Origin of the sequence: Microbacterium sp. UMB0228 (assembly GCF_002871415.1) — a bacterium.
GTDB lineage: Bacteria > Actinomycetota > Actinomycetes > Actinomycetales > Microbacteriaceae > Microbacterium.
In genome coordinates this window covers 358,945-383,769 of sequence record NZ_PNFU01000003.1, presented here as the reverse complement: position 1 = coordinate 383,769, position 24,825 = coordinate 358,945, and the positions used below count along the sequence as shown (strand labels likewise).

The window sequence follows — 24,825 nt, the reverse complement described above, 5'->3', positions numbered from 1 at the left end:
CTTTCCGTGTGAGACCTGGGTCCCTGAACCTCTCAGCGGATCAGAAGTCCATGCCGCCCGTGGGGTCACCCGCGGGAGCCGCAGCCTTCTCGGGCTTGTCGGCGACGACGGCCTCGGTCGTGAGGAACAGGCCGGCGATCGACGCGGCGTTCTGCAGCGCGGAACGCGTGACCTTCGCCGGGTCGATGATGCCCTGTGCGAACATGTCGCCGTACTCGCCGCTGGCGGCGTTCAGGCCCTGGCCCGCGGGGAGCTCGGACACCTTGTTGGCGACGACGCCCGGCTCGAGACCGGCGTTCAGCGCGATCTGCTTCAGCGGAGCCTCGATCGCGACGCGCACGATGTTCGCGCCGGTCGCCTCGTCGCCCTCGAGCGAGAGAGCGTCGAGCGCCTTCGTGCCCGACTGGATGAGCGCGACGCCACCACCGGGGACGATACCCTCCTCGACGGCGGCCTTCGCGTTGCGGACGGCGTCCTCGATGCGGTGCTTGCGCTCCTTGAGCTCGACCTCGGTCGCAGCGCCAGCCTTGATGACGGCCACGCCACCGGCGAGCTTCGCCAGGCGCTCCTGCAGCTTCTCGCGGTCGTAATCGCTGTCGGTGTTCTCGATCTCGCGACGGATCTGCGTGACGCGACCCTCGATCTGGTCGGCCTCGCCGGCACCCTCGACGATCGTGGTCTCGTCCTTGGTGACGATGACCTTGCGCGCACGGCCGAGCAGGTCGAGCGTGGCGTTCTCGAGCTTCAGGCCCACCTCTTCGGTGATGACCTGGCCGCCCGTGAGGATCGCGATGTCCTGCAGCTGCGCCTTGCGACGGTCACCGAAGCCGGGGGCCTTGACGGCGACCGACTTGAAGATGCCCTTGAGCTTGTTCAGCACGAGCGTCGCGAGAGCCTCGCCCTCGACGTCCTCGGCGATGATGACGAGCTCCTTGCCGTCCTGGATCACCTTGTCGACGATCGGCAGGAGGTCCTTGATGTTGGAGATCTTCTGGTTCGCGATGAGGATGTACGGGTCCTCGAAGACGGCTTCCTGGCGCTCCGGGTCCGTGACGAAGTACGGGTTCAGGTAGCCCTTGTCGAAGCGCATGCCCTCGGTGAGCTCGAGCTCGGTGCCGAAGGTCTGCGACTCCTCGACGGTGACGACACCCTCCTTGCCGACCTTGTCGATGGCCTCGGCGATGAGCTCGCCGATCGCGGGGTCGGCGGCGGAGATGGAGGCGGTCGCGGCGATCTGCTCCTTGGAGTCGATCTCCTTCGCGGTGCTCAGCAGCTCCTCGGTGATCGCGGCGACGGCCTTCTCGATGCCGCGCTTGAGGGAGATGGGGTCGGCTCCAGCCGCGACGTTGCGCAGACCCTCGCGGACCAGGGCCTGAGCGAGGACCGTGGCGGTCGTCGTGCCGTCACCGGCGACGTCGTCGGTCTTCTTGGCGACCTCCTTGACGAGCTCCGCGCCGATCTTCTCGTACGGGTCGTCCAGCTCGATCTCCTTGGCGATGGAGACACCGTCGTTCGTGATCGTGGGGGCGCCCCACTTCTTCTCGAGCACGACGTTGCGACCACGCGGGCCGAGGGTCACCTTGACCGCGTCGGCGAGGATGTTGAGGCCACGCTCGAGGCCGCGGCGGGCCTCCTCATCGAAGGCGATGATCTTTGCCATGAGTTTTGTCGTCCCTCCTGGACGTAGACGGTGGGTTTAGCACTCAGAGTGAGAGAGTGCTAACGCCATTCTGGCACTCGACACCATCGAGTGCAAGCCGTGCGATCTGCGTGGGGAGACGTCCGTCAGGGGGCCGGAGTCTCGGGGACCGACGCGGAACGGTCGAGACCGATCACGACCGTGAGCTGCTTCTGGCCGTCCTCGGTCTGGCCGGCGTAGTAATCGCTCTGCTGCACCTCCGCACCGCCGATGACGCCGGCGAGGCCCTGCGCGGCCTCCTCGTCCTCGGCGGTGACGTAGTACACGGTCGTCGTCTCGAAATCATCGCTCGCGCTGTCGCTCGCGAGCACGGTCTCCGCCGCCCACCCCGCGTTGATGAGGGTGTCGCGCATCTGGTCGTCGAGCCCGTTGTCCGGGGTCGCGTTGAGGATCAGCACCGAGTACGTCGGGTCGATCACCCCTGTCTGCTCCGGCGTGGGGGCCGCGGACGGGGCGGCCTCCGGGAAGAGGTCGATGCGTCCCATGACGGTCAGGGCGCCGAAGATGCCGGCGATGATGAGCACGAGGGCAGCGACGAACGACCACAGGAGCACGACCCAGCCGTTCATTCCCGGGGCTTCGGCGCGGTGCGCTCCTACGCGTCCGGTGGAACGGGGGACCTCGTCGAAACGGTCACGGGGGGGCTTGGACACCCCTCGATGCTAGCGGCACGTCCCTGGCAAACCGTTCCGCGACCGGCCCGATCCCCGCGGTCGCGTCCGCTCAGCCGGTGAAGCCGGGGATTCGCGCGGCCCGTCTGGCGCCGCGGGCGTCCCGAAGCCGGCGCAGCCTGCGCACGAGCATCGGGTCGAACTCGAGCGCGGCCTCGGAGTCGATCAGCCGCCCGAGCAGCTGGTAGTAGCGCGCCGCACTCATGCCGAGCCTGCTGCGGATGACCTCCTCCTTCATGCCGCCATGGCGGGGCCAGGCGGCCTCCAGGGCGAGGATCGCGCGATCGCGCTCCGTGAGGGGGTCTGCGGACATGCCCTCAGATTAGGTCGTCGGACGACGATCCCTCGCGCGCCACTCCCACCACGCGCCGAGCGGATCCGCGGCGGCGCGCACGCGGCCATCGTGCGCGACGACGAAGCCCGGCCAGGTCTCCGCGTCGACCGGTGGTTCCCACACGTCGAGGAGGCCGGGTGGGTCGATCGTGACCCAGTGCGCCGGCAGTCCCGCGATCGTCGCGACGAGGTCCGTCCGCTCCGCCCGCGGGATGTGCACCAGCACCCCCGGGGTCGTGATGACCAGAGTGGCGTCCGCCGGAGCCGACGCCGCCAGATCGTCCAGGTGGGCGGCCGCGTCGCCGGCGACGAGGAGCGGAGGGTCGGCGGCGACGATGTCGAGCGCGGCGGTGATGCGCTGCTCCCTCCCCTCCTCCCCCGGCCACACGAGCGCGCGGAGCCAGCGCCGGTCGTCGGCGGCCGCCGCGTCCAGCGGGGCGAGGTCGATGCCCGCGCGCCACACGACCTCGGGCAGGCGCAGCGGCGGAAGGTCTCCGGACACGGTGCTCTCCAGCAGCACCGCCGAGGGGCCGTCGAGCGGATCGAGGGCGCGGCGGACGCGTCCGTCTCCGTCGGTGAAGCGGAACGAGTAGCGATCCGGGTAGAGGCACAGGCCCGCCGCGGCGCCGATCTCCAGCAGTGCGATCGGCCCGTCGATCTCGGAGAGCACGGGCAGCAGGGCGGCGGTCCGCAGAGGTTCGTTGGTCTGCAGGGCGCGCCGGGTGCACTCGCCGACGAGCCGGTCGGCCTGCGCGAGGACGAACTCACGCCACTCCCGGTACGGTCCGTGACCGGCGCCGAGCAGGCGGGACACGGCGAAGACGAGGGGTGGCTGACGTCGGGTCGGCGGGATCCGTCGCAGAAGCTCCCTGATCTCCGGGTCGGCGGCGACCCCGGCCGCCCACTCCGCGTACAGCGCGCTGCGCCCAGGAGCCTCCGTCGCCGCGAATCGGGCATAGCGCTCCTGCACGGCGTCGGTCATGCGTCCATTCTGACGCGAAGCGCCACCGACGCCCTCGCACGAGGGAGAATGGAGAGGACTCAGGAGGACACGATGCCCTACAGCGTGAACAAGACCGAAGACGAGTGGCGCGACGAGCTCGGCGAAGAGCAGTACGCCGTGCTGCGCCAGGCGGCGACCGAGCGCGCCTGGACGGGTGAGCTGCTCGACGAGGAGCGCGCCGGCCTCTACACCTGCGGCGCCTGCGGCGCCGAGCTGTTCAAGAGCGGCACCAAGTTCGACTCGGGCTGCGGCTGGCCGAGCTTCTACGAGTCGGTCCGGCCGGATGCGGTCGAGCTGCTCGAGGACGACAGCCTCGGCATGGTGCGCACGGAGGTCCGCTGCGCGACCTGCGGTTCGCACCTCGGCCACGTCTTCCCGGACGGCTTCGGCACCCCCACCGGTGACCGCTACTGCATGAACTCGATCGCGCTGAACTTCACGCCCGACGAGTCGTGAGCGCCCTCGACGCCGTCCGCGCACGGCAGTCCTGGTCGAAGGTCGGCGACACCGCCCCGGGGCGCGAGGAGCTGGTGACGCTCGTCGGTGCCGCCGGCCGCGTCGCCGACCATTCCTCGCTGCGCCCCTGGCGTCTGATCGAGCTGCGCGGCGCGGACCGCGAGGCCCTCGGTGCCGCGATCGCCGAGGCTCAGGGCGACGCGGAGCCGTCGACGAAGCCGCTGCGGGCCCCGCTTTTGATCGCGGTGGTCGCGAGCTACCGTCCGAGCGAGAAAGTGCCGCGCTGGGAGCAGGAGGCGGTGGCCTCCGGCGTCGCGCATGTGCTGAGCCTGCTGCTCGATGAGGCGGGGTGGGGCGTCATCTGGCGCACCGGACACTACACGCGCTCGGAGCCCGTGGCGCGCATGCACGGGCTGGGGCCCGACGAGGAGCTCCTCGGCTGGCTCTACGTCGGCGCGAAGCCCGAGGGCAAGAGCCCCGGCCGGCGTAAGACGGTCGACGCCCGCGCGCTTCTCACCCGGCCGCCGAAGCTCTCTCCGGAGGAGCGGGCGGCAGCCGAGGCGGCGGCGCAGGAGGCCGAGAGGAAGAAGGCCGAGAAGGCCGAGAAGAAGGCCCGCAAGAAGGCGAAGAAGAAGGCGAAGAGGAAGGCCGCGAAGGCCGCGAAGAAGAGCCGCTCCTAGAGCCGGCGTCGACGCCAGGGCACCGCGACCAGCACCGAGCCCACCGCCACGATGACCATCGCAATCACCTGCCACAGCGCCGGTCCCGCCTGCGCCGGCCAGAGCAGGTCGATCACGACGGACGTCACGAGCTGCCCGAGCACCGATCCCAGCCCCATGAGCAGCACGCCCGTGTGCGCGACGATGAAGGCGCCGAGCAGGATGTAGCCCGCACCGAGGAAGCCGCCGAGGTAGAGCCAGGGCTCGGTCGGCAGCGCGGCCGGCCACCCCCGCACGGCGACGCTGGTGCCGGCGGCGACCGCCAGGACCAAGGTTCCCGCGATGAAGCTCATCAGGGTGGCGGCGATCGGCGACTGCACGCGCTGGGCCAGCCGACCATTCGTCGCGGCCTGCCAGGCGATGCCGACACCGGCGGCGAAGGGCAGCAGCAGCATCCACAGCGGGGCGGTCGCCAGCACATCGCCCGAGAGGGAGATCCCCACCGCGGCGAGCGCGAGCACGCCGCCCATCACCCGGCCGGGGGTCACGGCCACGACGCCCGCCGGTCCGAAGCCGATGCGGTCGAGGACGAGGCCGTGCAGGGTCTGCCCTGCCACGACACCCACCGTGAAGAGGGAGACGCCGAGGATGCCCGCCGTCAGCCCCTGGGTGGAGACGGTGAGAGCGCCGCAGGCTCCGCCGAGGAGCATCCAGAACGGGATGCTCCGGTCGCGGATGCCGCGGCCGAGGCGCGCAGCACCACGACGCGCTGAAGGCAGGAAGGAGATGACGACGGCGAGAGCCACGAGCCCCACCGCGAAGGACAGGAAGCCGGCGACGATGCCGTTGTCGACACGCACGCCCAGGACCCCGTTGATGCCCGCCTGGATCGCGGTCATGACCCCGATCGCGACGGCTCCCCCGAGCGCCAGAGGGGCGGGGAGGCGGCGGGCGGGAGTCACCTCTCGACACTATCGGAGCCTCCACGGGCACCTGTCCTCCACGGCGCCGTCCTCCCGGAGGACGATCGCACCGCACCGGGGAATCGTCCTCCGGGAGGACGCGCCGCGCCCCGGCGGTCCGTAGCGTGGGGACCATGATCACCGCAGAAGGCCTCACCAAGAGATTCGGGGACAAGACCGCCGTCGACGGCGTGTCCTTCACCGTGCAGCCGGGGACCGTCACCGGCTTCCTCGGACCGAACGGCGCAGGGAAGTCGACGACCATGCGCATGATCGTCGGGCTGGACCGTCCGTCGGCCGGCCGGGCGACCGTCGCCGGCCAGGAGTATCGCAAGCTCCGGGCGCCCCTCACCGAGGTCGGCGTGCTCCTCGATGCCAAAGCCGTGCACACCGGTCGGACCGCGCGGGATCACCTCCGCGCGATGGCCGCCACGCACGGCATCCCGACGTCGCGCGTCGACGAGGTCATCGAGCTCGCCGGCATCGGCGCGGTCGCCCGCAAGCGCGCGGGGAAGTTCTCCCTCGGCATGGGGCAGCGCCTCGGGATCGCCTCCGCACTGCTCGGTGACCCGCACACCCTCATCCTCGACGAGCCGGTCAACGGCCTCGACCCGGAGGGCGTCCGCTGGGTGCGGCAGTTCGTCCGGCATGCCGCCTCCGAGGGCCGGACGGTCTTGCTGTCCAGTCACCTCATGAGCGAGATGGCGCAGACCGCGGACCACGTCATCGTGATGGGACGGGGCAAGGTCCTCGCCGACGCTCCGCTGGCCGAGCTGGTGCGCTCCTGGACGACAAACCGCGTGCGCGTGCGGACACCCCGCCCCACCGACCTCGTGGCCGCGGTGGGCGGTCCGGACGTGGAGATCGTCAGCGCCGCTCCCGATCTGCTCGACATCGCGGGGCTCCCGGCAGCCCGCATCGGCGACCTCGCCGCGGAGCGCGGGATCCCGCTGCACGAACTCACCCCGACCACCGGATCCCTGGAAGAGGCCTACCTCGCCCTCACCGGCGACGCCGTCGAGTACCGCACGAAGGAGCTCTCATGACCGCCGCCCCCGCCGTGACGACCCCGGCCCTCACGCCCCCCGCCGTCGACTCGGGTCGGCGCCTCACCTTCGCACGCGCTGTGCGCGGCGAGGCGATCAAGCTCATCACCCTCCGGTCCACGTGGTGGTCCATCGCGATCGCCGCCGTGCTCACGATCGGCATCGCCGTCCTCATCGCCCAGGCGATCGATGCCCCCGGGTTCGACCCGATCCAGGCGGTTGTCATGCCGATCCAGTTCACGATGCTGCTCGCCGGCATCATCGGAGCGATCTCGGTCACCGGCGAGTACTCCACGGGCATGATCCGCTCGACGCTGACCGCCGACCCGATCCGCGGGTCCGTGCTGCTGGCGAAGTCGCTCGTGCTCGCGGGCTTCCTCTTCCTGTCGTCGCTGGTCATCTTCGGCGTCGCCGCGGTCGCCGTGTCCGCCGTGGTCGCGGGACGGGAGCAGGGCATCGACTGGTCGGACCCCGCGGCCTCCGTCCTGCCGATCGTGGTCGCCTCCCTCGCCATGGCCGTCTTCGCGCTGATCGGCGTGGCCTTCGGCTTCATCCTGCGCTCGGGTGCCGGAGCGATCGCGGCGACGGTCGGTCTGCTGTTCGTCCTGCCGATCGTCGCGAGCTTCTTCGCGATGGCGGGAGAGGCCTGGGCCTGGGTGATCGACGCCTCCGCCTACCTGCCCGTCGCCGCCGCGCAGAGCGCGATCCTGCCCGGTGACACGGCGACGCTGGATGCGCCGGTCGCCTTCCTCACCCTCGGCTGCTGGGTGGTCGGCGGTCTGCTGGCCGCGTGGGCCGTCCTCCGCACGCGGGACGCGTAGGAGACCGGGTGCCGGCGAAGCGACGCGGAACGGACACGGTCCGGGAGGACGAGGGGCTGCGGCTCCCTCGTCCTCCCGGCGTGTTCCGGCGTTTCTGGGCGCGCCATCCCGTCCTCGCCGACGTCCTGCTCACCCTGCTCTGCATCGTCCTCACGATCACACCCGCCGCGCGCATCGACGATGACGACCGCGGCCCCGTCGGGCTCGTGCTCGCCGCCCTGCTGCCGCTCTGCGTGGTCGCCGCCTCCGCCACCCTGCTCTGGCGCCGACGGAAGCCGTGGCTCCCGGCGATCGCGGCGATCCTGCTCGACGTCTTCCTCCTGTTCACCGCGCTTCCTGGGAGCAGCCCGCTGCTGCTGTTCGCCGGCTACTCCCTCGCCGTCTACCGTTCCACCCGTGCCGCGTGGACCGCTTTCGGCATCGGCGTCGCCGCCAGCGCCTCGGGAGCCGGGCTTCTCCTCTGGGCCGGCGTCTTCACACTCCAAGAGGCGGTCAACGCCCTGCTCGGCACGGTCGTGCTCGGCCTGATCGGCACCCTGATCGGCGCGAACGTCGGCAACCGGAAGCGCTACCTGGACGCCGTCATCGACCGCTCCCGGCAGCTCCTCGTGGAGCGCGACCAGCAGGCGCAGCTCGCCGCTGCGGCGGAGCGGGCGCGGATCGCACGCGAGATGCACGACATCGTGTCGCACTCCCTGACCGTGGTCGTGGCGCTGTCCGAGGGAGCGGCCGCCACTCCGGACCGCGAACAGGCGCGCGCGGCTGCCACCTCTGCGGCGGACACCGCCCGCAGCGCGCTCACCCAGATGCGGGCGATGCTCGGGGTGCTTCGGGACGACGACGCCCCGCTCCTCCTCGCGCCGGTCTCGCCCGCATCCCCGCAGGAGACCGTCGCGGCCGCGCAGCGGACCGGGTATCCGGTGACACTCGCCACCACCGGCCACGCGGACATCTCGTCCGACGTCGCCCACGCGCTCGGCCGGATCGTGCAGGAGGGGCTGACGAACGCGATGCGGCACGCGCCGACCGCGACCGCCGCATCCGTGCGACTCGAGTACATGCCCGCGTCCGTGGTCGTCGAGATCGTCAACGACGGCGTCGCGGGCTCTCCGGGCGAGGGAGGCTTCGGTCTCCGGGGTCTCCAGGAACGCGCCTCCCACGTCCACGGCACACTGGAGTCGCGGCCGGACGGTGCGGGCCGATGGATCCTTCGCGCCGTGCTGCCGACAGAGGAGGAGAACAGATGACATCACCCATCCGCGTGCTCCTGGTCGACGACCAGGAGCTGATCCGCCTGGGGTTCCGCATGGTCCTCGAGGCGGAACCCGACATCGTCGTCATCGGGGAGGCCGCCGACGGGAGGGCGGCGATCGCTCAGAGCGCCGCACTCGCCCCCGACCTCGTGCTCATGGACATCCGGATGCCGGAGCTCGACGGGATCGCGGCGACGACGGCCATCGTCGGCGCGCATCCCGAGACGAAGGTGCTCGTCCTCACGACCTTCGATCTGGACGAGTACGCCTTCGGCGCGATCCGGGCCGGTGCCAGCGGGTTCCTCCTGAAAGACGCCCAGCGCCAGGAGATGCTCTCCGCCGTCCGTGCCGTCCATCGTGGAGACGCCGCGCTGGCGCCCCGGGTGACCCGCGTGCTGTTGGAGCACGTCGGCTCGCAGCTCGGAACCAGTCCTCTCGATGAGGTCGACGACGCCGGATACCGCTCCCTGACCGAACGCGAGCGCGAGGTGTTCGTCGCGATCGGCCAGGGGCTCACGAACGCCGAGATCGCGGCGTCGCTCTACGTCGGCGAGTCCACGGTGAAGACGCACGTCGGGCGGATCCTGGCGAAGCTCCGGGCGCGGGACCGGATCCATGCCGTGATCCTCGCGCACCGGCTCGGCCTCGTCGGTCGGTGAGAGCGGGTCAGCCCTGCGGCGGCGTCCAGGCCGACGCGCGGTTCAGGCGCTCGACCTCCTCGGTCGACAGCTCCAGCCGCGCACCGGCGAGCAGATCCGGCACCTGATCCACCGTCCGGGCACTCGCGATGGGCGCGACCACGGTCGGCTGCGCACGCAGCCAGGCCAGGGCCGTCGCGGCGACCGAGGCGCCGTGCGCTCCGCCGATCTCGTCCAGCGCGTCGATGATCCGAAGTCCAGCCTCGGTGGCGTACTTCGCAGCGCCGGCGGCCCGCGGAGACCCCTCTCCCCCGGCGTCCGTCGAGCGGTACTTGCCGGTGAGGAAGCCGCTCGCCAGCGCGTAGTACGGCACGAGGCTCAGCCCGAACTCCTCGGCGACGGGGATGATGGTGTCCTCGACGTCGTTACGGTGCACGAGGTTGTAGTGCGGCTGGACGGCGACCGGTCGCGCGACGCCGAGGCGATCCGCGATGTCGATCCACTGCCGAATGCGGTCGGCGGTGTAGTTCGACACCGCCACGTGCCGCACGAGCCCGTCCGTGACGAGGGCGCCGAACGCCTCGACCGTCTCCTCCAGCGGCACGGACTCGTCGTCGAAGTGGGCGTAGTAGAGGTCGATCTCGTCGACGCCGAGACGAGCGAGCGACGCCTCCGCCGCGCGGCGCACGTTCCCCGCCGAGAGACCGCGGAAGGCGGGGTGCTGGCTGACCTTGGTCGCGACGACGACGCCCTGGGGCTTCCGCGCCGCGAGCCACGCTCCGATGATCGTCTCGCTCTCGCCGCCCTCGTTGCCGGGCACCCACGCACTGTAGGAGTCCGCCGTATCGATGAAGTCGCCACCCCCGTCGACGAAGGCGTCAAGGACGGCGAAGGAGGCGTCGCGGTCGGCCGTCCAGCCGAACACGTTGCCGCCGAGGGCGAGGGGGAAGACGTCGAGGTCACTGGAGCCGATGCGGGTCATGTCCGAGACAACCGCGACGAGCGGCGCGAACATTCCCGCGGTGACGCGAAAAGATGCGCAGGTGGCCGGGGCGGGGTGCCGACCACCTGCACCCCAGTAACATAACACCCTCCGAAGTTCTACGCGAGACAGCGGCTGTCGAGAGTGAGCCTCCGAGGCGGAACATCGTGAGTTGAGCACCTGCCAGCTAGTGGCGACCCGTGTCTATCCCGTGTCGCGCTTCGAAGTCTCGGATGTCCCCGCAGCGCGCGCCTCACCGTGAGCACGTACGCGATCGCCAACGCCCCGCTCACCGCACCGACGGCCACACGCATCACATCGAGCGCGCGCGCGTCCGTCAGAACACCGGAGCTCAGCCACCAGACGGCGCTCACCGTCCAGAACACGGCGAGCACGATCGCCCAGGTCTTCCGTCGCTGCAGTGCGAGCCGCTGCTGGATCAGCGATGGGCCGGACTCGTCCGCGGGTTCGCTCATGCGCAGAGCCTAGCGCTGGGCCCGTGGGTGCCGGTGAAGTGGGTCGCACTCCTCGCCGAGATGCGCACAAGGCCCGCATTCCCCGCGTTTCGCGGGAGATGCGGGCCTTCCGGGGTGGAGCCGACTACGGGACTCGAACCCGTAACCCCCGTTTGAAGAGTCACCTGTACATTGCTGTACTTTCCTGCACCTTCCGTGCCATTCCGCGGAATGGGTACGCCCCGGTACACGCAAGTACGCGATCAAAACCACGACTAAACCATGGATCTCAGAGCGGAGCGGCAGCGTCTCCGCGGCGTCGTATACTCGACTCCTCGGCCGGAGGAAGGACACCCGGCCATGCCCACTCGAGGCCTCTCCCCCACGGTGAAGCTCAGCATCGCCCTCGACGCGATCTGCTCCCGCAACCGCTACACCACCAACCCAGCACCAGTGATCTCCGAGCTCCGCGCGACCGCCGGCGACCGCGCCGACGTGCTCGCCGAAGCCGTCGGCACCTGGGTCGGCTACTTCGAGGACGAGCACACCGCGACGCTCTGCGCGGCGCTGCGCGCACTCCCCAGCCTGGAGCCCTGGATCATGGTCGGGAAGCACCGCCGGTCCTTGCCCGCCCCGCACACTCCCGAGGTCCTCGGGCACGGATCGGCGGCTGCTCTTACGCTGTTCGTGACCACGGACCCCGCGGTGCTTGACTCGCCCTAGCCTCTGTCGTTGGAGGTGAACTCGTCGAGGACGAGCTCGCCGCGTGCGTTGAGTCGTTCCATCATGGCGCTCACTCGAACGGGGTCGATCTTCGTGGGATGCTCGTCATCAAACTCGATCACCATGGGGATCGAGGGGTGCATCCAGGTCGACAGTCGCCCGGGCCGCTTCAATCCCGAAGGCCAGGTCATCATGAAGCTCTCCTGGCGGCGCAGCTTCGTCGCGATGACAATCTTCAAGTGCGCCAAGAGCGCGTCCTCAACCTCGATCGGAGGCCGCGAACTGTTGTACTCGAGCTTTCCCATACAGAAAAGATAAGCCCTCAGCTGGGACACCGAATTCCACCCGGTCTGGCAACGGTCGGCACGCGAGAGGCCCCCGCCGAGCGCGGATGCTCAACGGGGGCCAGAGGGCAGGAAAGCGGCGGGTTAGGTCGCGGCGCCAGCGGCGCCGGAGACGAGCTCCATCGGACCGTCAGTGACCTCGTCGGTGAGCGAGATTCCACCGGACGAACTCGCTTCGATCATCAGCGCCTGCAGCCACTTGGCATTGAGGTCCGGCGTCTCAACGTCATCAAAGATGAAGCGCAGCGGGATCGACGGGTGCAGCCAGATCGTGGACCGTCCGGGGGCGTCGCCGTCGGGGTGCCGCCAGGAAAGCGTGAAGCTCTCATTGCGGCGCAGCTTCGTCGAGATCGCGACCTTGAGGTGCGCGAGGGCGCGATCCTCGATGTGGATCTCGCTACCGCTGCCGTATTGGATAGTTCCCATTCGATGAACATACCCCACCCAGGTAGTTTTTCCACGCCGGGTGATTATCCACGGTCCGTTGGTCAAGAACGATCCCGGAGTGTGGCAATCTTGGAGTCGCGAAGAGCGGCCAACGGGCCCGCTCACAAGCACTTGACTTAGGAATGGGGACCGTGGGCCGCTTCATCTACGAAGGTGACCAGAAGATCGACATCGACGATCGCGCCCTCGCCCATATCCAGCTCGTCATCACCACCAAGCTCCGCCGTGGCGAGCCATTCGGATTCACCTGGAAACAGGACGCCAGCGTTGGCGGTGGCCGCACCACGGTCTGGATCCACCCCGGCAGCAACCTGATCTTTAAGTACTCCCAGGGGCGCCAGCCCGCAGTAAGCAGGGCATGGGTGGACGCTCTCGCCTTCACCGCGAACTCCCCCACAGGCTTGTATCTTGTTCCGGAGCCGGCCGCCGGGAAGCAACTCGACCCGTCGACCGGAGCTGCAGAAGTCAGCTAAGGGACGTGGCTCTAAGCAAACCTCCAGGAGCGTACTAATCAATGCGACTACGTTCTCTGATTGTGAGCTCGTCCCCCCGAGCTTGCAGAGGTCACCACAAGGCGACGTGCTGGGGCCGTGAGCGCGGGGGCGCGCTCGACCGCCAACGGCTGACCTCGCCCGGTCCTTCACCTCGGGGGAGGCAAGAGACCGGGTCTTCTTTGGGAAGACGACCGGAGACTGCGCAGCCCCCATGGTCAACCATGGGGGCTGTCATCATGAGCTGACGGGAGCAACCCGGGGAGCGGCACCGCAGATAGCCGCCTGCCCCAGTCTCACTCGGTGGAGCCGTCCCTGAGGACCCCGCACGATACTCCTATCACCCCGCGAGCATCAACCCCCAAGGGCCCCCCTTCCCCGCCCGGCGTAGGGTCTATTTTATGAGTTCGCGGAACCAAGACTCCCTACGCACCCGCGTCGCGATCGACGGCCACGACTTCTACCTGACTTCGGGTTCCGATCTGACCGACGTGATGTCTCGCATCCAGAACATCGCCCGCACGGAACCCGGCTTCCTCACACTCGCCACGACCACCGGGATCGCAAGCGTGCTCATCAGTGCCAGCACTCGCGTGATCATCCAGCAGGAACCGGACTACACGCACTCAGGCGCCATCGAAACCATCCAGTCCTACGATCCCGAGTGGGACCTATAGCTGGTCTGGCCCCGCCGCTCCACATCGCCGCTGACCCCACTGTCTCTCGACGCTCCTTGGCCTGCTTGTGTGGGCTAGGGTCGTCACGTGAAGAAGCGCTGGATCGCAGCGGCGGCAGGGGCCGCGCTCGTCGTCGCCGGCGCCGCCGTGTACGTCATTCGAGAGGACCGGATCGCCGCCGCAGAGTGCGACCTCGTCGCGTCCCTCGACGCCGCCACCGCCGCCCCGATCGGAACTGGCGAGTCGGTCACGATCATCGGCGACTCCTACACCCAGGGCTTCGGCTTGGATGACCCCCGCACCTCCTGGGTCTCCTATCTCCCAGACAGGCGCGCTACCGTCTCCGCGTCATCGGGCGCCGGTTTCACCCGCGACGGCCTGTGCGACAGCCCATCCCTCTCCGAACTAACCGAATCCGCGAGTGGTCCGCTGATCCTGCAGGGCGGACTGAACGATGTCGGCGGCGACATGAAAGCCCTCGAGCGGACCATCGACGATCTCCTGAGCGGGAATGACGTGCTCGTCCTCGTGGGACCGACGCGAGCCCCTGCATTCGACGCCGACGAGATCGCCGACGTAGTCGAAGTGCTGAGCGAGGCGGCGAAAGAGCACGGCGTCCCATATCTCGACGCCACCGAGTGGGACCTCCCCTTCTCGGACGGCATCCACCTGACAGCGGACGGTCATGCGGAGTTTGGCGGTCACGTCGCATCGTCCCTTTGATCGCCCAACGACGAAACCCCCACCCTGACCCGAGGGTCAAGGTGGGGGTTTCGTCAGGCGAGGCCGAGAGCGGTGAGGTTGTAGACCGCGAGCTCACCGATGCGGAATGTCGCGGACGCGTTCGAATCGACGTCGATCATGCAGGCGATCTGCACCGGGCCGGTCGTGCCCTCCGGGACCGTGAACTCCTCCGCGACGATGCCGATCGTTCCCGGCGTGTGCATGTTCTCGGTCACTCGCCGGTTGGGATCAGCGGCGCCGAAGAAGTTCGCGTCGAGGCGGAAGCCCTTGAATGTGCTCACTCCAGCCGCCGCAGTGCACTTCACCTTGCAGGTGAACAGCAGTCGGTCTCCGACCACCCAGGTATCCGGGATCACGTTCTGCAAGAACTGTCGAAACCCCGTGGGGTTTGCGACGCTGATCTGCCAGGCCTTCCCGCCTTGGAAGTCGGTGTCGTTCACGAGGGTCTCGGTGATCCCGCCCGATGCTCCCGCATACAGCCAGTGGTCGGGCACGCTGGGCGATCCGTCCTCGTTCGTCAGGAGGAGCCCGTTGAGGACGAGGTTGTGCGGGTCGTTGTTGGTCAGCGGCCGCAGCGTATCGCTGAGGACGAGCCTGGGCAGCAGTCGGGACTGAACGAATGTCGCGATCGCCTGGTGGCCTGCCTCGGCGATGTGGATCCCGTCGCCCGAGTCGAATCCCGCCCTGAACTGTCCGGTCGCGGGGTCGACGAGGATCGCGTATGTGTCCACGAGGTGGCACGCATTGACGCGAGCGAACTCCCGAAGCCACGCGTTCCACGTGGTGATGGTCGCGGCCTTCGACGTGTCAGCCCGGGGCGGGATGGTGAAGAGCGCGACAGCAGCTCCTGCGCGCTTCAGGATCGCGACGATCTCCGCCACGTCCGCCTTGTAGTCCGCGAAGCTCCGCTCCTGAGTGACGTCGTTCGTCCCGACCCACACGGACACGAAGCTCGGCTCGAACGCGAGCACATCGGTCTCGATTCGCGCCAGCATGTCCGCAGCGTTGTTACCCACGATGCCCGCGTTGTACAGAGCGGAGACCTGCTGCATGGACAGGAACCCGGTTCGATCGACCCAACCCTGATACGGGGCGCCGTTGCCGAGCCGGCTCGTCAGCGAATCTCCGAACGCAACCCAGCGCGTCCCGTCCGCAGCCGGTGTGAGAGCCCCGAGGCCGGTGTACCGATTGTCGAGTGCCGTTCGAGTGTCCGTGCCCGGAGTGCCGACGTAGGTCGCCACGGCCTCGTCGTTCTCGACCGCGTTCACCCCGGGAAGCCCCCGCCGAAGGCCGAAGGTGATGCGACGGCCCTGGTCGGGCCCGGTCATCTCGACGAACGGAGGGTCGGTCGGGGGGACGTCGACGGCGGAGACCTCGACGATTCGGGCGGCAGGTCCGCGGAGGTTCGTCAGCGTGGTGATGTCAGCCATTAGGCCACCGTCCTCAGCTCCCCGATGCGGGGGTCGTCGAGGGGCATCTGCTGCCCCGTCGCGGGTGAGTAGAGCCAGAACCCCTTGTAGCCGGGGGGAGGCGGGTCGAGTGAAACGAGCACGGTCGTCGGCGAGATCGGCACCCCGGGCAGACCGGTGATGGGACCGACGTACTCAGCGGGAACGAGGATGCGGAGGTCGAGGAGGTCAAAGTGCGTCGGCACTCCCCCGGCGTTCAGGTGCGTGATGTGCACCGTGTACCAGACCGCCGGCACGACACCGTCGGTCGGGGCGAGGGTGACCGTTCCGGAGTCGCCGGCGAGCATCGCCTCGACCGGTGTCGACGAGAACAGGCGGCCGTCGGCGACACCGGGGCCCGATGGCACGAACGTCACGGTCGGAAACAGCGGCGCCAGCGATGCCAGACCGAAGTCCGACAGCGTGAACGTGATCGTAGCCATCAGGCCCTCCCTTGGTCAGCGCAGGCCACGGCGCCCGGAAGCGTCGTCCGTGCCGGTATCCGCGCCGTCCTGCATGGCGCGCCACTGACGGCGAGTCAGGCCGGTCGCGTTCCCGTCGATCTGAGCGACGACCGCTCCCGCGGGCGCCGAACCCGCGCCGATCCTGCGGAGCCACTCGTCGACGGCGGGGATCGCCATCACGCGGGCGATGGCCGCGCTGATCGCGGCGAGCGTCGCGACCGCGGCCGTCGCCCAGGCGATCACCGGCCCGGGCACGACGTCGGCGACCGCGTCGATGATCTGCGGGGCGACGACGACGGTCGTCGCGAGGACGGCCGCCGCAGCGATGAAGACCTGCACCGCGGTGCGGATCGCTCGCTGCAGCGGGAACCAGATCTTGCTCATGAAGTGCCTCCTGGATTCTGCCGGCGCTTGCCGGCGGTCGTTTCGATCGCGTCCCACTGGTCGCGCTCGCTCTTGCGGATCTGACCGATCTCCTCGCGGATGCCGAGGATGTCCCGCGCTTGGAAGTTCTGGGTCTGCTCGACGCCGTAGAGCCGCGAATCGGTGGCCTTGACGATGCGCTTGATCTCGTCGATGTCGTCGCGCAGGATCGTCGAGGAGTGGGAGTTCACGACGTGCTCGGCGGTCTGTGAGGTGTTCTTCCCGACCGCGTTGAGCTTGGGGATGATGACCGCGCCGAGGCTCCCCAGGAGAGCGATGAGCGCGAGCATCACCTGATTCGGGTCGATCTCCCGACCTGACCGCAATGATGCGATCAGGGCCACGACCACGACGGCCGCGGCCGCCGCAACTCCGACGCTCGCGACGAGCCACCACCCCCAGCCGATCTTGTTGGAGTGCTCGGCGTGATGGGCACTCCCAGCCTGAGGGAGCGGTTCGGTCATCAGCCGTCCTGTTCGATCCGGGTGGCGGTCTTGAGGACGTCCTCGAGGGTCTTCTGCGACGCGGACTGCTGACCGCGGATCGCGACGCCCTCGGCCTGCAGGCGCGACCAGCTCCGCCCGTCACTGCCGAACGCGACCCCTCGCATGCAGGCGTCAACCGCGTCCCACGGAATCTTGTTGATGACAAGCTCGACCGTCAGCGCACCGTTGTCGACCGGAAGTTCCTTGCCTCGCGGACCGTAGTGGTCGCGCAGGTACGGCAGCCAGCCGGGCTCCCCGACGTAGGAGATGGACTCGTCACCGATGACGAAGTAGTGGATGTTGTTCCAGGCGATGAGTTTCTTGTCCGGGCCGGGCATGTCGTCTTCCTCCAGAGGTTGAGCGGTGTTGCCAGCGACCATCGCGGGCTTCCCGTAGTTCTTGTCGCGTGAGCGGATCCATTCGAAGTGGTGGTTCTCGCCAGGCACATGCAGCCGGTTTCGGATGAAGCCGTTCTCGGCGAGGATCTCCACGATGCGCGGGATGCGCCAGTCATCCGAGTCCAGGGCCAGCCCGCTCACATGGAACGACTCGCTGGGGTGCACTGCCTTGCTGTGCCCCGGGTGGGGGCCCTTGCCTGCGGCGTACTTGCCCCAGTTGACGAACATCAGCATCTGGTCGGACCACGACCTGAATGTCGAGTTGACGTCAATGTCGCGGTCGAACTCGGCGCGCACTTGCGCCTCCGCCCGGCGGAACGCCGCTGCGGCGTCGGGAACGAACTGCACGCCCGGCCGGACCGTTTCGATTACCAGGCCGCCCATCACGTCTCCTTCGCGTCGTCGGCTGGGAACTCCTCCTCGAGGAGGAAGTCGCCGCCGAAGCGTTCGGCCTTCACCAGCCAGGACGCGCGTCCCCCAGGCGGGCCGGTGACGGTGAACGCGCCCTCATCGATGTCGGTCCAGTCCGCGGCGAAGCCGCGACCTGTGACGGATACCCACCGGCCGTCCGGCTTGGCCAGGGCTTCGAAGTACTCCGGAAGCTCAACGCGGCACGTGCCGCTGTCGTCGAGGGTGATGTCGCCCCAGTACTCGATCCCCGACACCGGAGACTCTGTGGAGCCATGCCGTAGCCAGTGGCCGGGCTTCGTGGGGTGCGGCATGCGGAAGTTCTTCGCACCCATCACGTCCAACTCGGCGGCAATGATCTTGCCGAAAGCGAGGATGCTGCTCGCAGACAGCTGTCCGACCACGCGGACGGACGGTCCGTCACCTTCGAGATAGATCGTGCCGCTCGAGCGGATAGTGCCACCGTTCGCGCCGTCAATCTGCAGAGTTCCGACCTGCACGGCTCCGCCCCCGGATGGGGTGATCGTGACGGCTCCTGCCCGGATCCTCCCGCGCCCGATGGTGAGGTCACTGTTCAGCGTCGCCTGCCCGTTGACGGCAAGAGATGCGCCGATTGTGCAGGTACCGCCGATAGTCGTGTTGCCGACGAGCTGCGCCGTCTCGGTGACTCGGAGAGTGCCCTCGATGGTGGACCCGCCGCGCAGCCAGGACGGCCCCGTCCAGTCGAAAGAACCGGAGCCCTCAAGGCGGCCGGTGACCCGCTGAGTCCCGGCAACGTCCGCCGTACCGACGACGCGAAGCGACCCACCCGAGTCGATCAGCAGCTGGCCGCCGATGAACCGCATACGCCCGTTCGTGATGGAGGACTTCTCGAGCTGCGCCCCGGACTCCAAGCGAGCCACGCGGCGCACGAGTTTCTCGATCCATCCCCATGCTTCATTGAGGTCACGCGCCACCTTGCACCTCCGTTCGAATATCTGCGCCCCAGCCGCCAGAGGCGGCGATCACGCGCAGCGAATGCACCCCGTTCGGGTAAACGGGATGGCCCGCGGACTGCAGCTTCCATCCGCGGCCCGGGACGGCAAGCGTGGGCGGGTAATCGTCCGAGCTGGTGAACTTTTCGACCGTCCACTGCACCGTCGGGTTCTTCGCCTCCGAGAACCAGGCGTTCGTCGCGGCCTGCAGCCGGTCGCCCGCCAGATCCGGGAACTGCATCTTCACGTCGCGGATCGGGATCGTGAACGGCGGACCTCCCGCATACCGGACCTCCTGGTCCTGGCCGGTGCCCTCGCCGATGCCCTGACCACCGGTAAGCTGCTCGGCCCCGTTCACGCGGTAGCGGATCCCACTGAGCGGCGAGTCCTCCGCCTGCAGGTGGAACGAGCTCGATCCGAGAGTCACGCGCGGTTCGACGATCGTCTGGAATCTGAGCTGTCTGGCTGCCGTCAGGTACGGACGGAAGTAGATCTCGACGCCCTCAGACTCGATCTGCACGAGCAAGTCTTCGATCGTGAACTTCTTCCAGAACTCCCACGTCTGGGAGAACCCGCCGACCGCTTCGCCGGGCAGATCGATCGGATAGTGCCATTCGGGTGACCAGACCATGAAGCGGTTGATGATCGCGCGGACCGCGCCTCGGTGATCGCGGTTACCGACGGACAGGGTGCCGGCCGGACCGTACTCGCTCAGACCGTAGGTCATGCGCCACTTCGTCTCGTTGCGCACGAGTTCCGGGCCGGTCACCGTGACGATGCTCGTGTCACCGCTGTAGTCCCAGTCCTCGACCTTCCATGCCCCGAGCACCTCAGTGCCCCACCGGAGCGCGAGTAGACGGGCGTTCGGGCGGAACAGCGACGCGATCCGCGCACCATCGAGCGGCGCCTCATCCTCACCAACGAGGAAGCCCCACGAGCACTCCCCCGTGTTCGACAGGTTCGTCGACCAGGAAGCGCCATCCGCGAGAGGGAACACCTGTCTGACCTCGTTGCCGGTGATCGCGTCATGCACCCACAACTCGAGTGGCATCAGACCTCCTAGACGAACGTGTCGGTGATCCGCACCCTTCCGGGGACGGACAGCGTATGCACCAAGGGAGCCCCCGGCGGCACGGTCCAGAGGTTCCCGCGACCGACGTCGAGCATCTCGACGCCGTTGCGGAACACGCGGCCGCGGCGCAGGTCTACGGTGTGCGTGCCGCCGGCGGTCGCGCCCGCAACCGTGAACGTGCCGCCCGGCGAGGTGATCGAGTACCCGGCGGGAGCGTTCGGGATCTCAATCACCGGGTACGCGGGAAAGTTCCCGCGATGGAAGACGGGGATGCTCGTCGCCACGGCAGCCGGGTTCCGAGGGGCGAGGGTGTCGCCCGGTAGGACGTTGGTGTCGCCGTAGCGGCGGGGGTCCGCGAACACGAGCTGCACCTGGAACTCGGCACGCAGCAGGCGTCCGCTGTATCCGAGGTCTTCCGACTCCGCGAGGGTCGTTCTGCACATGGCGGACAGCGTGCGGCCGCGGTTCTCAACCGTCGCTTGCTCGCGTCCGCGACCGAGCATCCCTGTCACCTGGTCCTGCAGGTGCGTGAGCTCCGGCTCGGTGGGGGCCAGCGCCCACCCATCGATCGTGACGACCCGTGAGCCGAGGTACACGGGGGTATCGTGCTCGCCGTGCTCCACAGCTCGCGCCAGCGCCTCCCTGCGGGTCGAGGAGATGCCTTCCCACCCCTGGAAGCCTTCTGGCTTCACGTATAGGCCCATCGGGCGTGACAGGTCCCGGGGGTGGCCGAGGATCTCACGACCAGCGATCCTGATGACGAGCACCCGACCACCCCCTTCCCTGTTCACGCACGGGCTCGCCGTGCGGCCGACGACATCCGCTGCCCAGCCATCTCCACCGCTTCCTCAGGAGGAAGGTGCTGGAAGTGGTTGTTCTGGACGAACGACGCACCACCCTCACCCGCGGCGAGAGGATTCCCACTCGGGCGCGGAGTCGACGTCGCGATCGTCTCCGACGCCGCGTCGACCGTCACGCGGGCACGGACGGACGCGGAGGACGCGATCCCGGCAAGGGCATCGCCGAAGTTCCCCGCCTCGCCTGCGGCGCCATCGGTGAACTGTTCCATCGTCGCGGCGCCGGACTGCTTCAGACGTCGCCACCCGGCCGCCGACAACGGCCCGCGCTTCGCTGGCGAATGCGGGAAGAAGTCGGTGATCGTCTCGACGATGTCGCCGACGGCGCTCCCGAGGGAGTCGACCATGCTGAAGAAGCCGTCGATGATGCCCTGGATGATCTGCGCGCCCAGGCCGAGCCAGTCGACCCCGGCGAGACCGTTCCAGATCGCCTCGATGATCTGCGGCAGCATCTCGACGATCTGCGGGATCGCTTCGATCAGGCCGGTGATGATCGACACGACGAGCTGGATGCCCGCCTCGATCAGCTGCGGGAGCATCGTCACCAGTCCGGCGATGAGCTGCAGCACCAGGGTGATTGCGGCCTGGATGAGCATCGGGAGCGCTTCGATCAGCCCGGTGATCAGCGAGAGCAGCAGTTGGATGCCCCCTTGGATGATCATCGGGAGGTTCTCGATGATCGCGGTGAGCAGCCCGGTGATGAGCTGCAGCGCCGCTTGGAGCAGCATCGGCAGAGCCGACATGATCCCCTGCACTAGCGACAGCAGCAGGGTGATGCCGCCTTGGATGATCATCGGCAGAGCCGCGACGATCGCGGTGAGTAGCCCGGTGACGAGCTGCACGGCGCCTTGGACCAGGACCGGCAGTGCGCTGATCAGACCCTCGACGAGCGCGCCGACGATGCTCACCGCCCCGTCGATGATCGCCGGGAGGTTCGACACGACGGCGTCGATCAGGCCGCTCACGAGCGCGGTGGCGCCCTGGACGAGCAGGGGCACGGCCTGCACGATTCCGGCGATCAGCGACTGGACGATCGACGCGGCCGCGGTGAGCAGCTGCGGGATCGCGCCGATGATGCCGGACGCGATGTCGGGCACGACGGCGACGACCTGGTCGATCAGGTCCGGCAGAGCGGCGACGATCTGGTCGACGATCCCGGTGATCCCGGACGCCAGCCCGGCGAAGGCTCCCCCGGACAGGGCGAGACCGGCAAGGCCAGCGGCGACGATCCCGAGCGGGCCGCCGAGCGCGGCCAGCGGCCCGGTGAGCCCGCCGAGCATTGAACCGACCAGCGGCAGCCGAGACAGCACCCCGGCGAGCCCGCCGGCGCCGAGGGCCGCGAACGCGGCCCCGAGCGGGGCGATTACGCCGGTGAGGTTCGCGAGTCCGAAGTCGGCGAGGGACGCGCCCTCCCCGATGCGGTTGAACAGGTTCGTGACCCAGTCCATCGCCGGACCTACGACGCGCACCAGCACGTCGCCGAACGCCTTGGCCCGCTCCTCGATGGGACCGAGCGCGGACGTCGCGGCGGCGATCAGCGGACCGATCTTGGCGTAGACCCCCTCGAGTGCGTTCGCACCGATACGGCCCATCGCCGCCATGAAGTTCTTCGCCGCGCCCGGGACGGTCTTACCCATCTCGGCCGCAACCGTGCCGGCTGCGGCTTCGGCGGCCTTCGAGAACGTCTCGAAGTCGACCTTGCCCTCGGAGGCCATCTTGAAGACCTCGCCCGCGGTGACCCCCATCTGGTCGGCGAGTGCCTGATAGATCGGGATGCCGCGGTCGGCGAGCTGGCTGATGACGTCGTTCTGGACGCCGTTGGCCTGCGTGGCGGCCCGGTTGAAGATGGAGCCCATCTCCTCCATCGAGATCCCTGCCGCGGAGGCGTTGTTCGCGATGGTCTTGAGGTGGGTCTGCAGCTGCTGGCCGGGCTTGATGTTCGCCGCGACCGCGGAGGCGGCGACGGTCGCCGCCTCGCCGAGCCCGAAGCTCGTTCCTCGGACAGACGCGAGAGCGTCGCCCATGATGGTCTTCACGTCCGAGGCGGAGTTGCCGAGGCCGGTCAGCTTCGCGCGAGCGGTATCGATCGCCGTGAGGCGGCTGAAGCCCTTGGTGAACGCGACTCCGATGCCGACGGCGGCCGCGCCGACCGCTCCTGTCGCGGCGGACTGAATTCCCCGCCCGAGCGCCTGTCCGGCGGCGGAGGCCGCACGGCCGGCGGCGGAGACGACGCCGGAGAACGCCGATGCGGCAGCGGAGCCGAGCCGGGCCAGTCCCGACCCGAAGCCACTGACCAGTCGGCGGGCCGCTGGCCCACCGACTGCACCGATCTTCTCGAACGCGCCCCGCACCTGCGAGGTGACCGGGCTCATCCACGACGCCACCCGGGAGCCGAGCTTCACGAACGGCGACGCGAGCACGGTCGCCTGCGCGGCCATGTATCCGGCGACGGGGCCGAACGCGCCGCGGACCGTGGAGCCGACCGCGCGCATGCCCTTGGACAGCCCGGCGGCGAGGCGGCCGCCGACCTGCGTGGCGAGGGAAGCGAACGCCCGCGACGCCTGCACGGCGCTGTTCTTCGCGATCGCGCCCAGGCGGGTGAGCCCTGTGAGGTCGGACGTCGCCCGGAGGATGCCGCCGATGGATCCGGCGAGGCCGGTGAAGGCGGAGCGCGCCGCGTTCGCGTCGGCCCAGCCAGAGCGGAAGTTCTGCCCCATCTGCTTCAGCCCGAGCCCCGACCGCGTGGTGGTGTCGGCGAGCTGGGCGGCAGCATTGCGGGCGACGGTCTGAGCGGCGGCGAGCCTGCTCGATGCGGCGGTCACGGCGTCGGTGGCGGCAGCGTGGGTGCGGCGCACCGCGGCCAGGCGCTCCTCCGCGGCGACAGCCTGGGAGGAGCCGGCGCCGGACTTCGCGATCGCTTCCTGCAGCCGCACCTCGGCGACGCGCACGCGACCGGCCTCGTCCTGCTGCTTGATGCGCGCCTTCGACAGCGAAGCGGACGCCGCGGCGACCTCCGCGTTCAGCTTGCGCAGCGCGTCCGCGCCCAGCCCTGCCGTCGACGTGTTCAGCGCCGACTTCAGGTCGCGGCCGAGCGCGCGACCGGTCGCGGTGCCGGCGCCCTTGAACCCGCCCTCGAAGGTCTTCGCCCCGGCCGCGCCGGCCGCCCGGGTCTCCTTGGACACGCGCGACTTGAACCCGGTCATCACCGGGAAGATCGAGACGTGACCGGAACCGACCTCGGAGGACATCGGCACCTCCTCGGGTCAGGATGCGAACACCAGGCCCGCTTCCATCTCGGCCTGCGCTTCGGCGATCTCCGCGGCGTCCGCGGTCGTGGTGCTGCGCCGCGGGTCAGGGAGAACCCACGGTGCGAGCTTTTTCGCTGCCTTCGGGCCGAGCTCGGAGAGCAGCGAGAGAAGCTGGCGGGTGGTGGCCGGATACGACCAGCCCGCCAGCTTCGCACCCAGGTGGGTGCCGGGGTCGGCGGCGGCCTCTTCGAGGAGGTCTCGCGCTTCGCCCCAGGTGAGCCCGTCGCCCAGGTCGGAGATTCCTACACCGAACGTCTCGCGCAGCGTGCGCGTAACGCTCCCTCGGTGTTCTCGGACGACCCGGGCGACGGCGATCATTCCGGGAAGGCCGCCTGCTGGACGCGCTGCAGCACCCGGAAGTACTTCTCGGCGAGGATCGCGCCCTCGACCATGTCCCGCTTGCCGAGGTCCTTGGCGATCGCGTCGCCGCCGATCTCGGTGAGGATGGCCTTGAACTGGTCGACCGGGGTCGAGTGGTCCGCCTGCAGCCGGTCGATGAAGTCGAGGCTGAGCGTGAGCGGCACCTCGATGATGGTGCCGTCGCCGAGGCGGCCGATGAACCGCTTCTCCACGATGATGTACTG

Annotated in this window: 29 protein-coding genes and 1 pseudogene; 10 read left to right on the top strand and 20 right to left on the bottom strand. The window is 69.0% G+C overall.

Features of this window, described 5'->3' with window-relative positions:
* Positions 1–40: 40 nt before the first annotated feature.
* From groL to CJ226_RS09275, 4 genes are all read right to left on the bottom strand, one after another.
* Positions 41–1,660, bottom strand: coding sequence for a chaperonin GroEL (gene groL, locus CJ226_RS09290; RefSeq protein ID WP_062636321.1), 1,620 nt, complete (start codon positions 1,658–1,660; stop codon positions 41–43).
* Between the two features lie 125 nt (positions 1,661–1,785).
* Complete coding sequence (locus tag CJ226_RS09285; protein WP_231868255.1) at positions 1,786–2,352, bottom strand: LytR C-terminal domain-containing protein; 567 nt, start codon at positions 2,350–2,352, stop codon at positions 1,786–1,788.
* A gap of 70 nt (positions 2,353–2,422) precedes the next feature.
* A complete protein-coding gene (locus tag CJ226_RS09280) occupies positions 2,423–2,683 on the bottom strand; it encodes a DUF3263 domain-containing protein (RefSeq protein WP_062636317.1) in 261 nt (86 codons plus the stop codon).
* 9 nt (positions 2,684–2,692) lie between these two features.
* Positions 2,693–3,685 carry a DUF2332 domain-containing protein gene (locus CJ226_RS09275; protein WP_102208990.1) on the bottom strand — a complete coding sequence of 331 codons (993 nt, stop codon included), beginning with the start codon at positions 3,683–3,685 and terminating at the stop codon, positions 2,693–2,695.
* Positions 3,686–3,757: 72 nt separating this feature from the next.
* Here CJ226_RS09275 and msrB point away from each other — a divergent pair, with 72 nt between their 5' ends.
* Positions 3,758–4,162 carry a peptide-methionine (R)-S-oxide reductase MsrB gene (msrB, locus tag CJ226_RS09270; protein ID WP_025105523.1) on the top strand — a complete coding sequence of 135 codons (405 nt, stop codon included), beginning with the start codon at positions 3,758–3,760 and terminating at the stop codon, positions 4,160–4,162.
* A pseudogene (locus CJ226_RS09265) lies at positions 4,159–4,761 on the top strand (nitroreductase family protein); the annotation flags it as partial. The gene msrB and the pseudogene CJ226_RS09265, both read left to right, overlap by 4 nt.
* 77 nt (positions 4,762–4,838) lie before the next feature.
* Here the strand turns inward: CJ226_RS09265 and CJ226_RS09260 are convergent.
* On the bottom strand, positions 4,839–5,753 hold the full coding sequence (locus CJ226_RS09260; RefSeq protein ID WP_102209137.1) for a DMT family transporter: 915 nt from the start codon (positions 5,751–5,753) through the stop codon (positions 4,839–4,841).
* A gap of 164 nt (positions 5,754–5,917) precedes the next feature.
* Between CJ226_RS09260 and CJ226_RS09255 the strand changes: the two genes are divergently transcribed.
* The 4 genes from CJ226_RS09255 to CJ226_RS09240 are packed head-to-tail and all read left to right on the top strand — an operon-like array spanning position 5,918 to position 9,562.
* On the top strand, positions 5,918–6,829 hold the full coding sequence (locus CJ226_RS09255; RefSeq protein WP_025105520.1) for an ABC transporter ATP-binding protein: 912 nt from the start codon (positions 5,918–5,920) through the stop codon (positions 6,827–6,829).
* Entirely contained in the window at positions 6,826–7,650 is an 825-nt protein-coding gene (locus tag CJ226_RS09250; RefSeq protein ID WP_062636313.1) for an integral membrane transport protein, read from the top strand. Before CJ226_RS09255 ends, CJ226_RS09250 begins: the two co-directional genes overlap by 4 nt.
* An 8-nt stretch (positions 7,651–7,658) precedes the next feature.
* The gene (locus tag CJ226_RS09245; RefSeq protein ID WP_257996605.1) at positions 7,659–8,897 is read left to right on the top strand and encodes a sensor histidine kinase; all 1,239 of its coding nucleotides are present in this window, start codon (positions 7,659–7,661) and stop codon (positions 8,895–8,897) included.
* Complete coding sequence (locus tag CJ226_RS09240; protein WP_102208988.1) at positions 8,894–9,562, top strand: response regulator transcription factor; 669 nt, start codon at positions 8,894–8,896, stop codon at positions 9,560–9,562. The genes CJ226_RS09245 and CJ226_RS09240 overlap by 4 nt, the downstream gene beginning before the upstream one ends.
* A 7-nt stretch (positions 9,563–9,569) precedes the next feature.
* Here the strand turns inward: CJ226_RS09240 and CJ226_RS09235 are convergent, their stop codons facing one another.
* Positions 9,570–10,523: an aldo/keto reductase gene (locus CJ226_RS09235; protein ID WP_102209135.1), complete on the bottom strand. Its 954-nt coding sequence runs from the start codon at positions 10,521–10,523 to the stop codon at positions 9,570–9,572.
* A gap of 119 nt (positions 10,524–10,642) precedes the next feature.
* Entirely contained in the window at positions 10,643–10,999 is a 357-nt protein-coding gene (locus CJ226_RS17845) for a hypothetical protein (protein ID WP_146008235.1), read from the bottom strand.
* Between the two features lie 339 nt (positions 11,000–11,338).
* Between CJ226_RS17845 and CJ226_RS09225 the strand changes: the two genes are divergently transcribed.
* On the top strand, positions 11,339–11,701 hold the full coding sequence (locus CJ226_RS09225; protein ID WP_102208986.1) for a hypothetical protein: 363 nt from the start codon (positions 11,339–11,341) through the stop codon (positions 11,699–11,701).
* Here the strand turns inward: CJ226_RS09225 and CJ226_RS09220 are convergent.
* Together CJ226_RS09220 and CJ226_RS09215 are read right to left on the bottom strand one after the other, a co-directional pair.
* Positions 11,698–12,006: a hypothetical protein gene (locus tag CJ226_RS09220; protein WP_102209134.1), complete on the bottom strand. Its 309-nt coding sequence runs from the start codon at positions 12,004–12,006 to the stop codon at positions 11,698–11,700. The genes CJ226_RS09225 and CJ226_RS09220 overlap by 4 nt on opposite strands.
* Positions 12,007–12,129: 123 nt before the next feature.
* The gene (locus CJ226_RS09215; protein ID WP_102208985.1) at positions 12,130–12,471 is read right to left on the bottom strand and encodes a hypothetical protein; all 342 of its coding nucleotides are present in this window, start codon (positions 12,469–12,471) and stop codon (positions 12,130–12,132) included.
* 143 nt (positions 12,472–12,614) lie between these two features.
* On the opposite strand from CJ226_RS09215, the gene CJ226_RS09210 reads away from it, so the two are divergent.
* The 3 genes from CJ226_RS09210 (at position 12,615) to CJ226_RS09200 (ending at position 14,383) form a co-directional block, all read left to right on the top strand.
* Positions 12,615–12,965 (top strand): ATP-dependent DNA ligase, encoded by a 351-nt coding sequence (locus tag CJ226_RS09210; protein ID WP_374754528.1) that lies wholly within the window; start codon positions 12,615–12,617, stop codon positions 12,963–12,965.
* 419 nt (positions 12,966–13,384) lie between these two features.
* A complete protein-coding gene (locus CJ226_RS09205; RefSeq protein WP_102208983.1) occupies positions 13,385–13,660 on the top strand; it encodes a hypothetical protein in 276 nt (91 codons plus the stop codon).
* Between the two features lie 87 nt (positions 13,661–13,747).
* Positions 13,748–14,383: an SGNH/GDSL hydrolase family protein gene (locus tag CJ226_RS09200; protein ID WP_102208982.1), complete on the top strand. Its 636-nt coding sequence runs from the start codon at positions 13,748–13,750 to the stop codon at positions 14,381–14,383.
* 53 nt (positions 14,384–14,436) lie between these two features.
* On the opposite strand, the gene CJ226_RS09195 is transcribed toward CJ226_RS09200, so the two are convergent.
* The 11 genes from CJ226_RS09195 to CJ226_RS09145 form a co-directional block, all read right to left on the bottom strand.
* Entirely contained in the window at positions 14,437–15,834 is a 1,398-nt protein-coding gene (locus tag CJ226_RS09195) for a GDSL-type esterase/lipase family protein (protein ID WP_102208981.1), read from the bottom strand.
* Complete coding sequence (locus CJ226_RS09190) at positions 15,834–16,295, bottom strand: hypothetical protein (RefSeq protein WP_102208980.1); 462 nt, start codon at positions 16,293–16,295, stop codon at positions 15,834–15,836. Before CJ226_RS09190 ends, CJ226_RS09195 begins: the two co-directional genes overlap by 1 nt.
* Positions 16,296–16,310: 15 nt before the next feature.
* Complete coding sequence (locus tag CJ226_RS09185; RefSeq protein ID WP_102208979.1) at positions 16,311–16,700, bottom strand: hypothetical protein; 390 nt, start codon at positions 16,698–16,700, stop codon at positions 16,311–16,313.
* Positions 16,697–17,203, bottom strand: a complete 507-nt coding sequence (locus tag CJ226_RS09180) for a hypothetical protein (RefSeq protein ID WP_102208978.1) — start codon at positions 17,201–17,203, stop codon at positions 16,697–16,699. Before CJ226_RS09180 ends, CJ226_RS09185 begins: the two co-directional genes overlap by 4 nt.
* Entirely contained in the window at positions 17,203–18,006 is an 804-nt protein-coding gene (locus CJ226_RS18300) for a hypothetical protein (RefSeq protein ID WP_219719886.1), read from the bottom strand. Before CJ226_RS18300 ends, CJ226_RS09180 begins: the two co-directional genes overlap by 1 nt.
* Complete coding sequence (locus CJ226_RS09170; RefSeq protein ID WP_146008234.1) at positions 18,006–18,932, bottom strand: hypothetical protein; 927 nt, start codon at positions 18,930–18,932, stop codon at positions 18,006–18,008. The genes CJ226_RS18300 and CJ226_RS09170 overlap by 1 nt, the downstream gene beginning before the upstream one ends.
* Before the next feature lie 43 nt (positions 18,933–18,975).
* On the bottom strand, positions 18,976–19,773 hold the full coding sequence (locus tag CJ226_RS09165) for a hypothetical protein (protein WP_146008233.1): 798 nt from the start codon (positions 19,771–19,773) through the stop codon (positions 18,976–18,978).
* A 290-nt stretch (positions 19,774–20,063) separates the two neighbouring features.
* The gene (locus CJ226_RS09160) at positions 20,064–20,768 is read right to left on the bottom strand and encodes a hypothetical protein (RefSeq protein WP_146008232.1); all 705 of its coding nucleotides are present in this window, start codon (positions 20,766–20,768) and stop codon (positions 20,064–20,066) included.
* 95 nt (positions 20,769–20,863) lie between these two features.
* Positions 20,864–24,181 (bottom strand): tape measure protein, encoded by a 3,318-nt coding sequence (locus CJ226_RS09155; protein ID WP_102208974.1) that lies wholly within the window; start codon positions 24,179–24,181, stop codon positions 20,864–20,866.
* A gap of 15 nt (positions 24,182–24,196) precedes the next feature.
* Complete coding sequence (locus CJ226_RS09150; protein ID WP_102208973.1) at positions 24,197–24,559, bottom strand: hypothetical protein; 363 nt, start codon at positions 24,557–24,559, stop codon at positions 24,197–24,199.
* Positions 24,556–24,825, bottom strand: a 270-nt coding sequence (locus tag CJ226_RS09145; RefSeq protein WP_102208972.1) for a hypothetical protein, incomplete at its 5' end; no start/stop codon positions are given. The genes CJ226_RS09145 and CJ226_RS09150, both read right to left, overlap by 4 nt.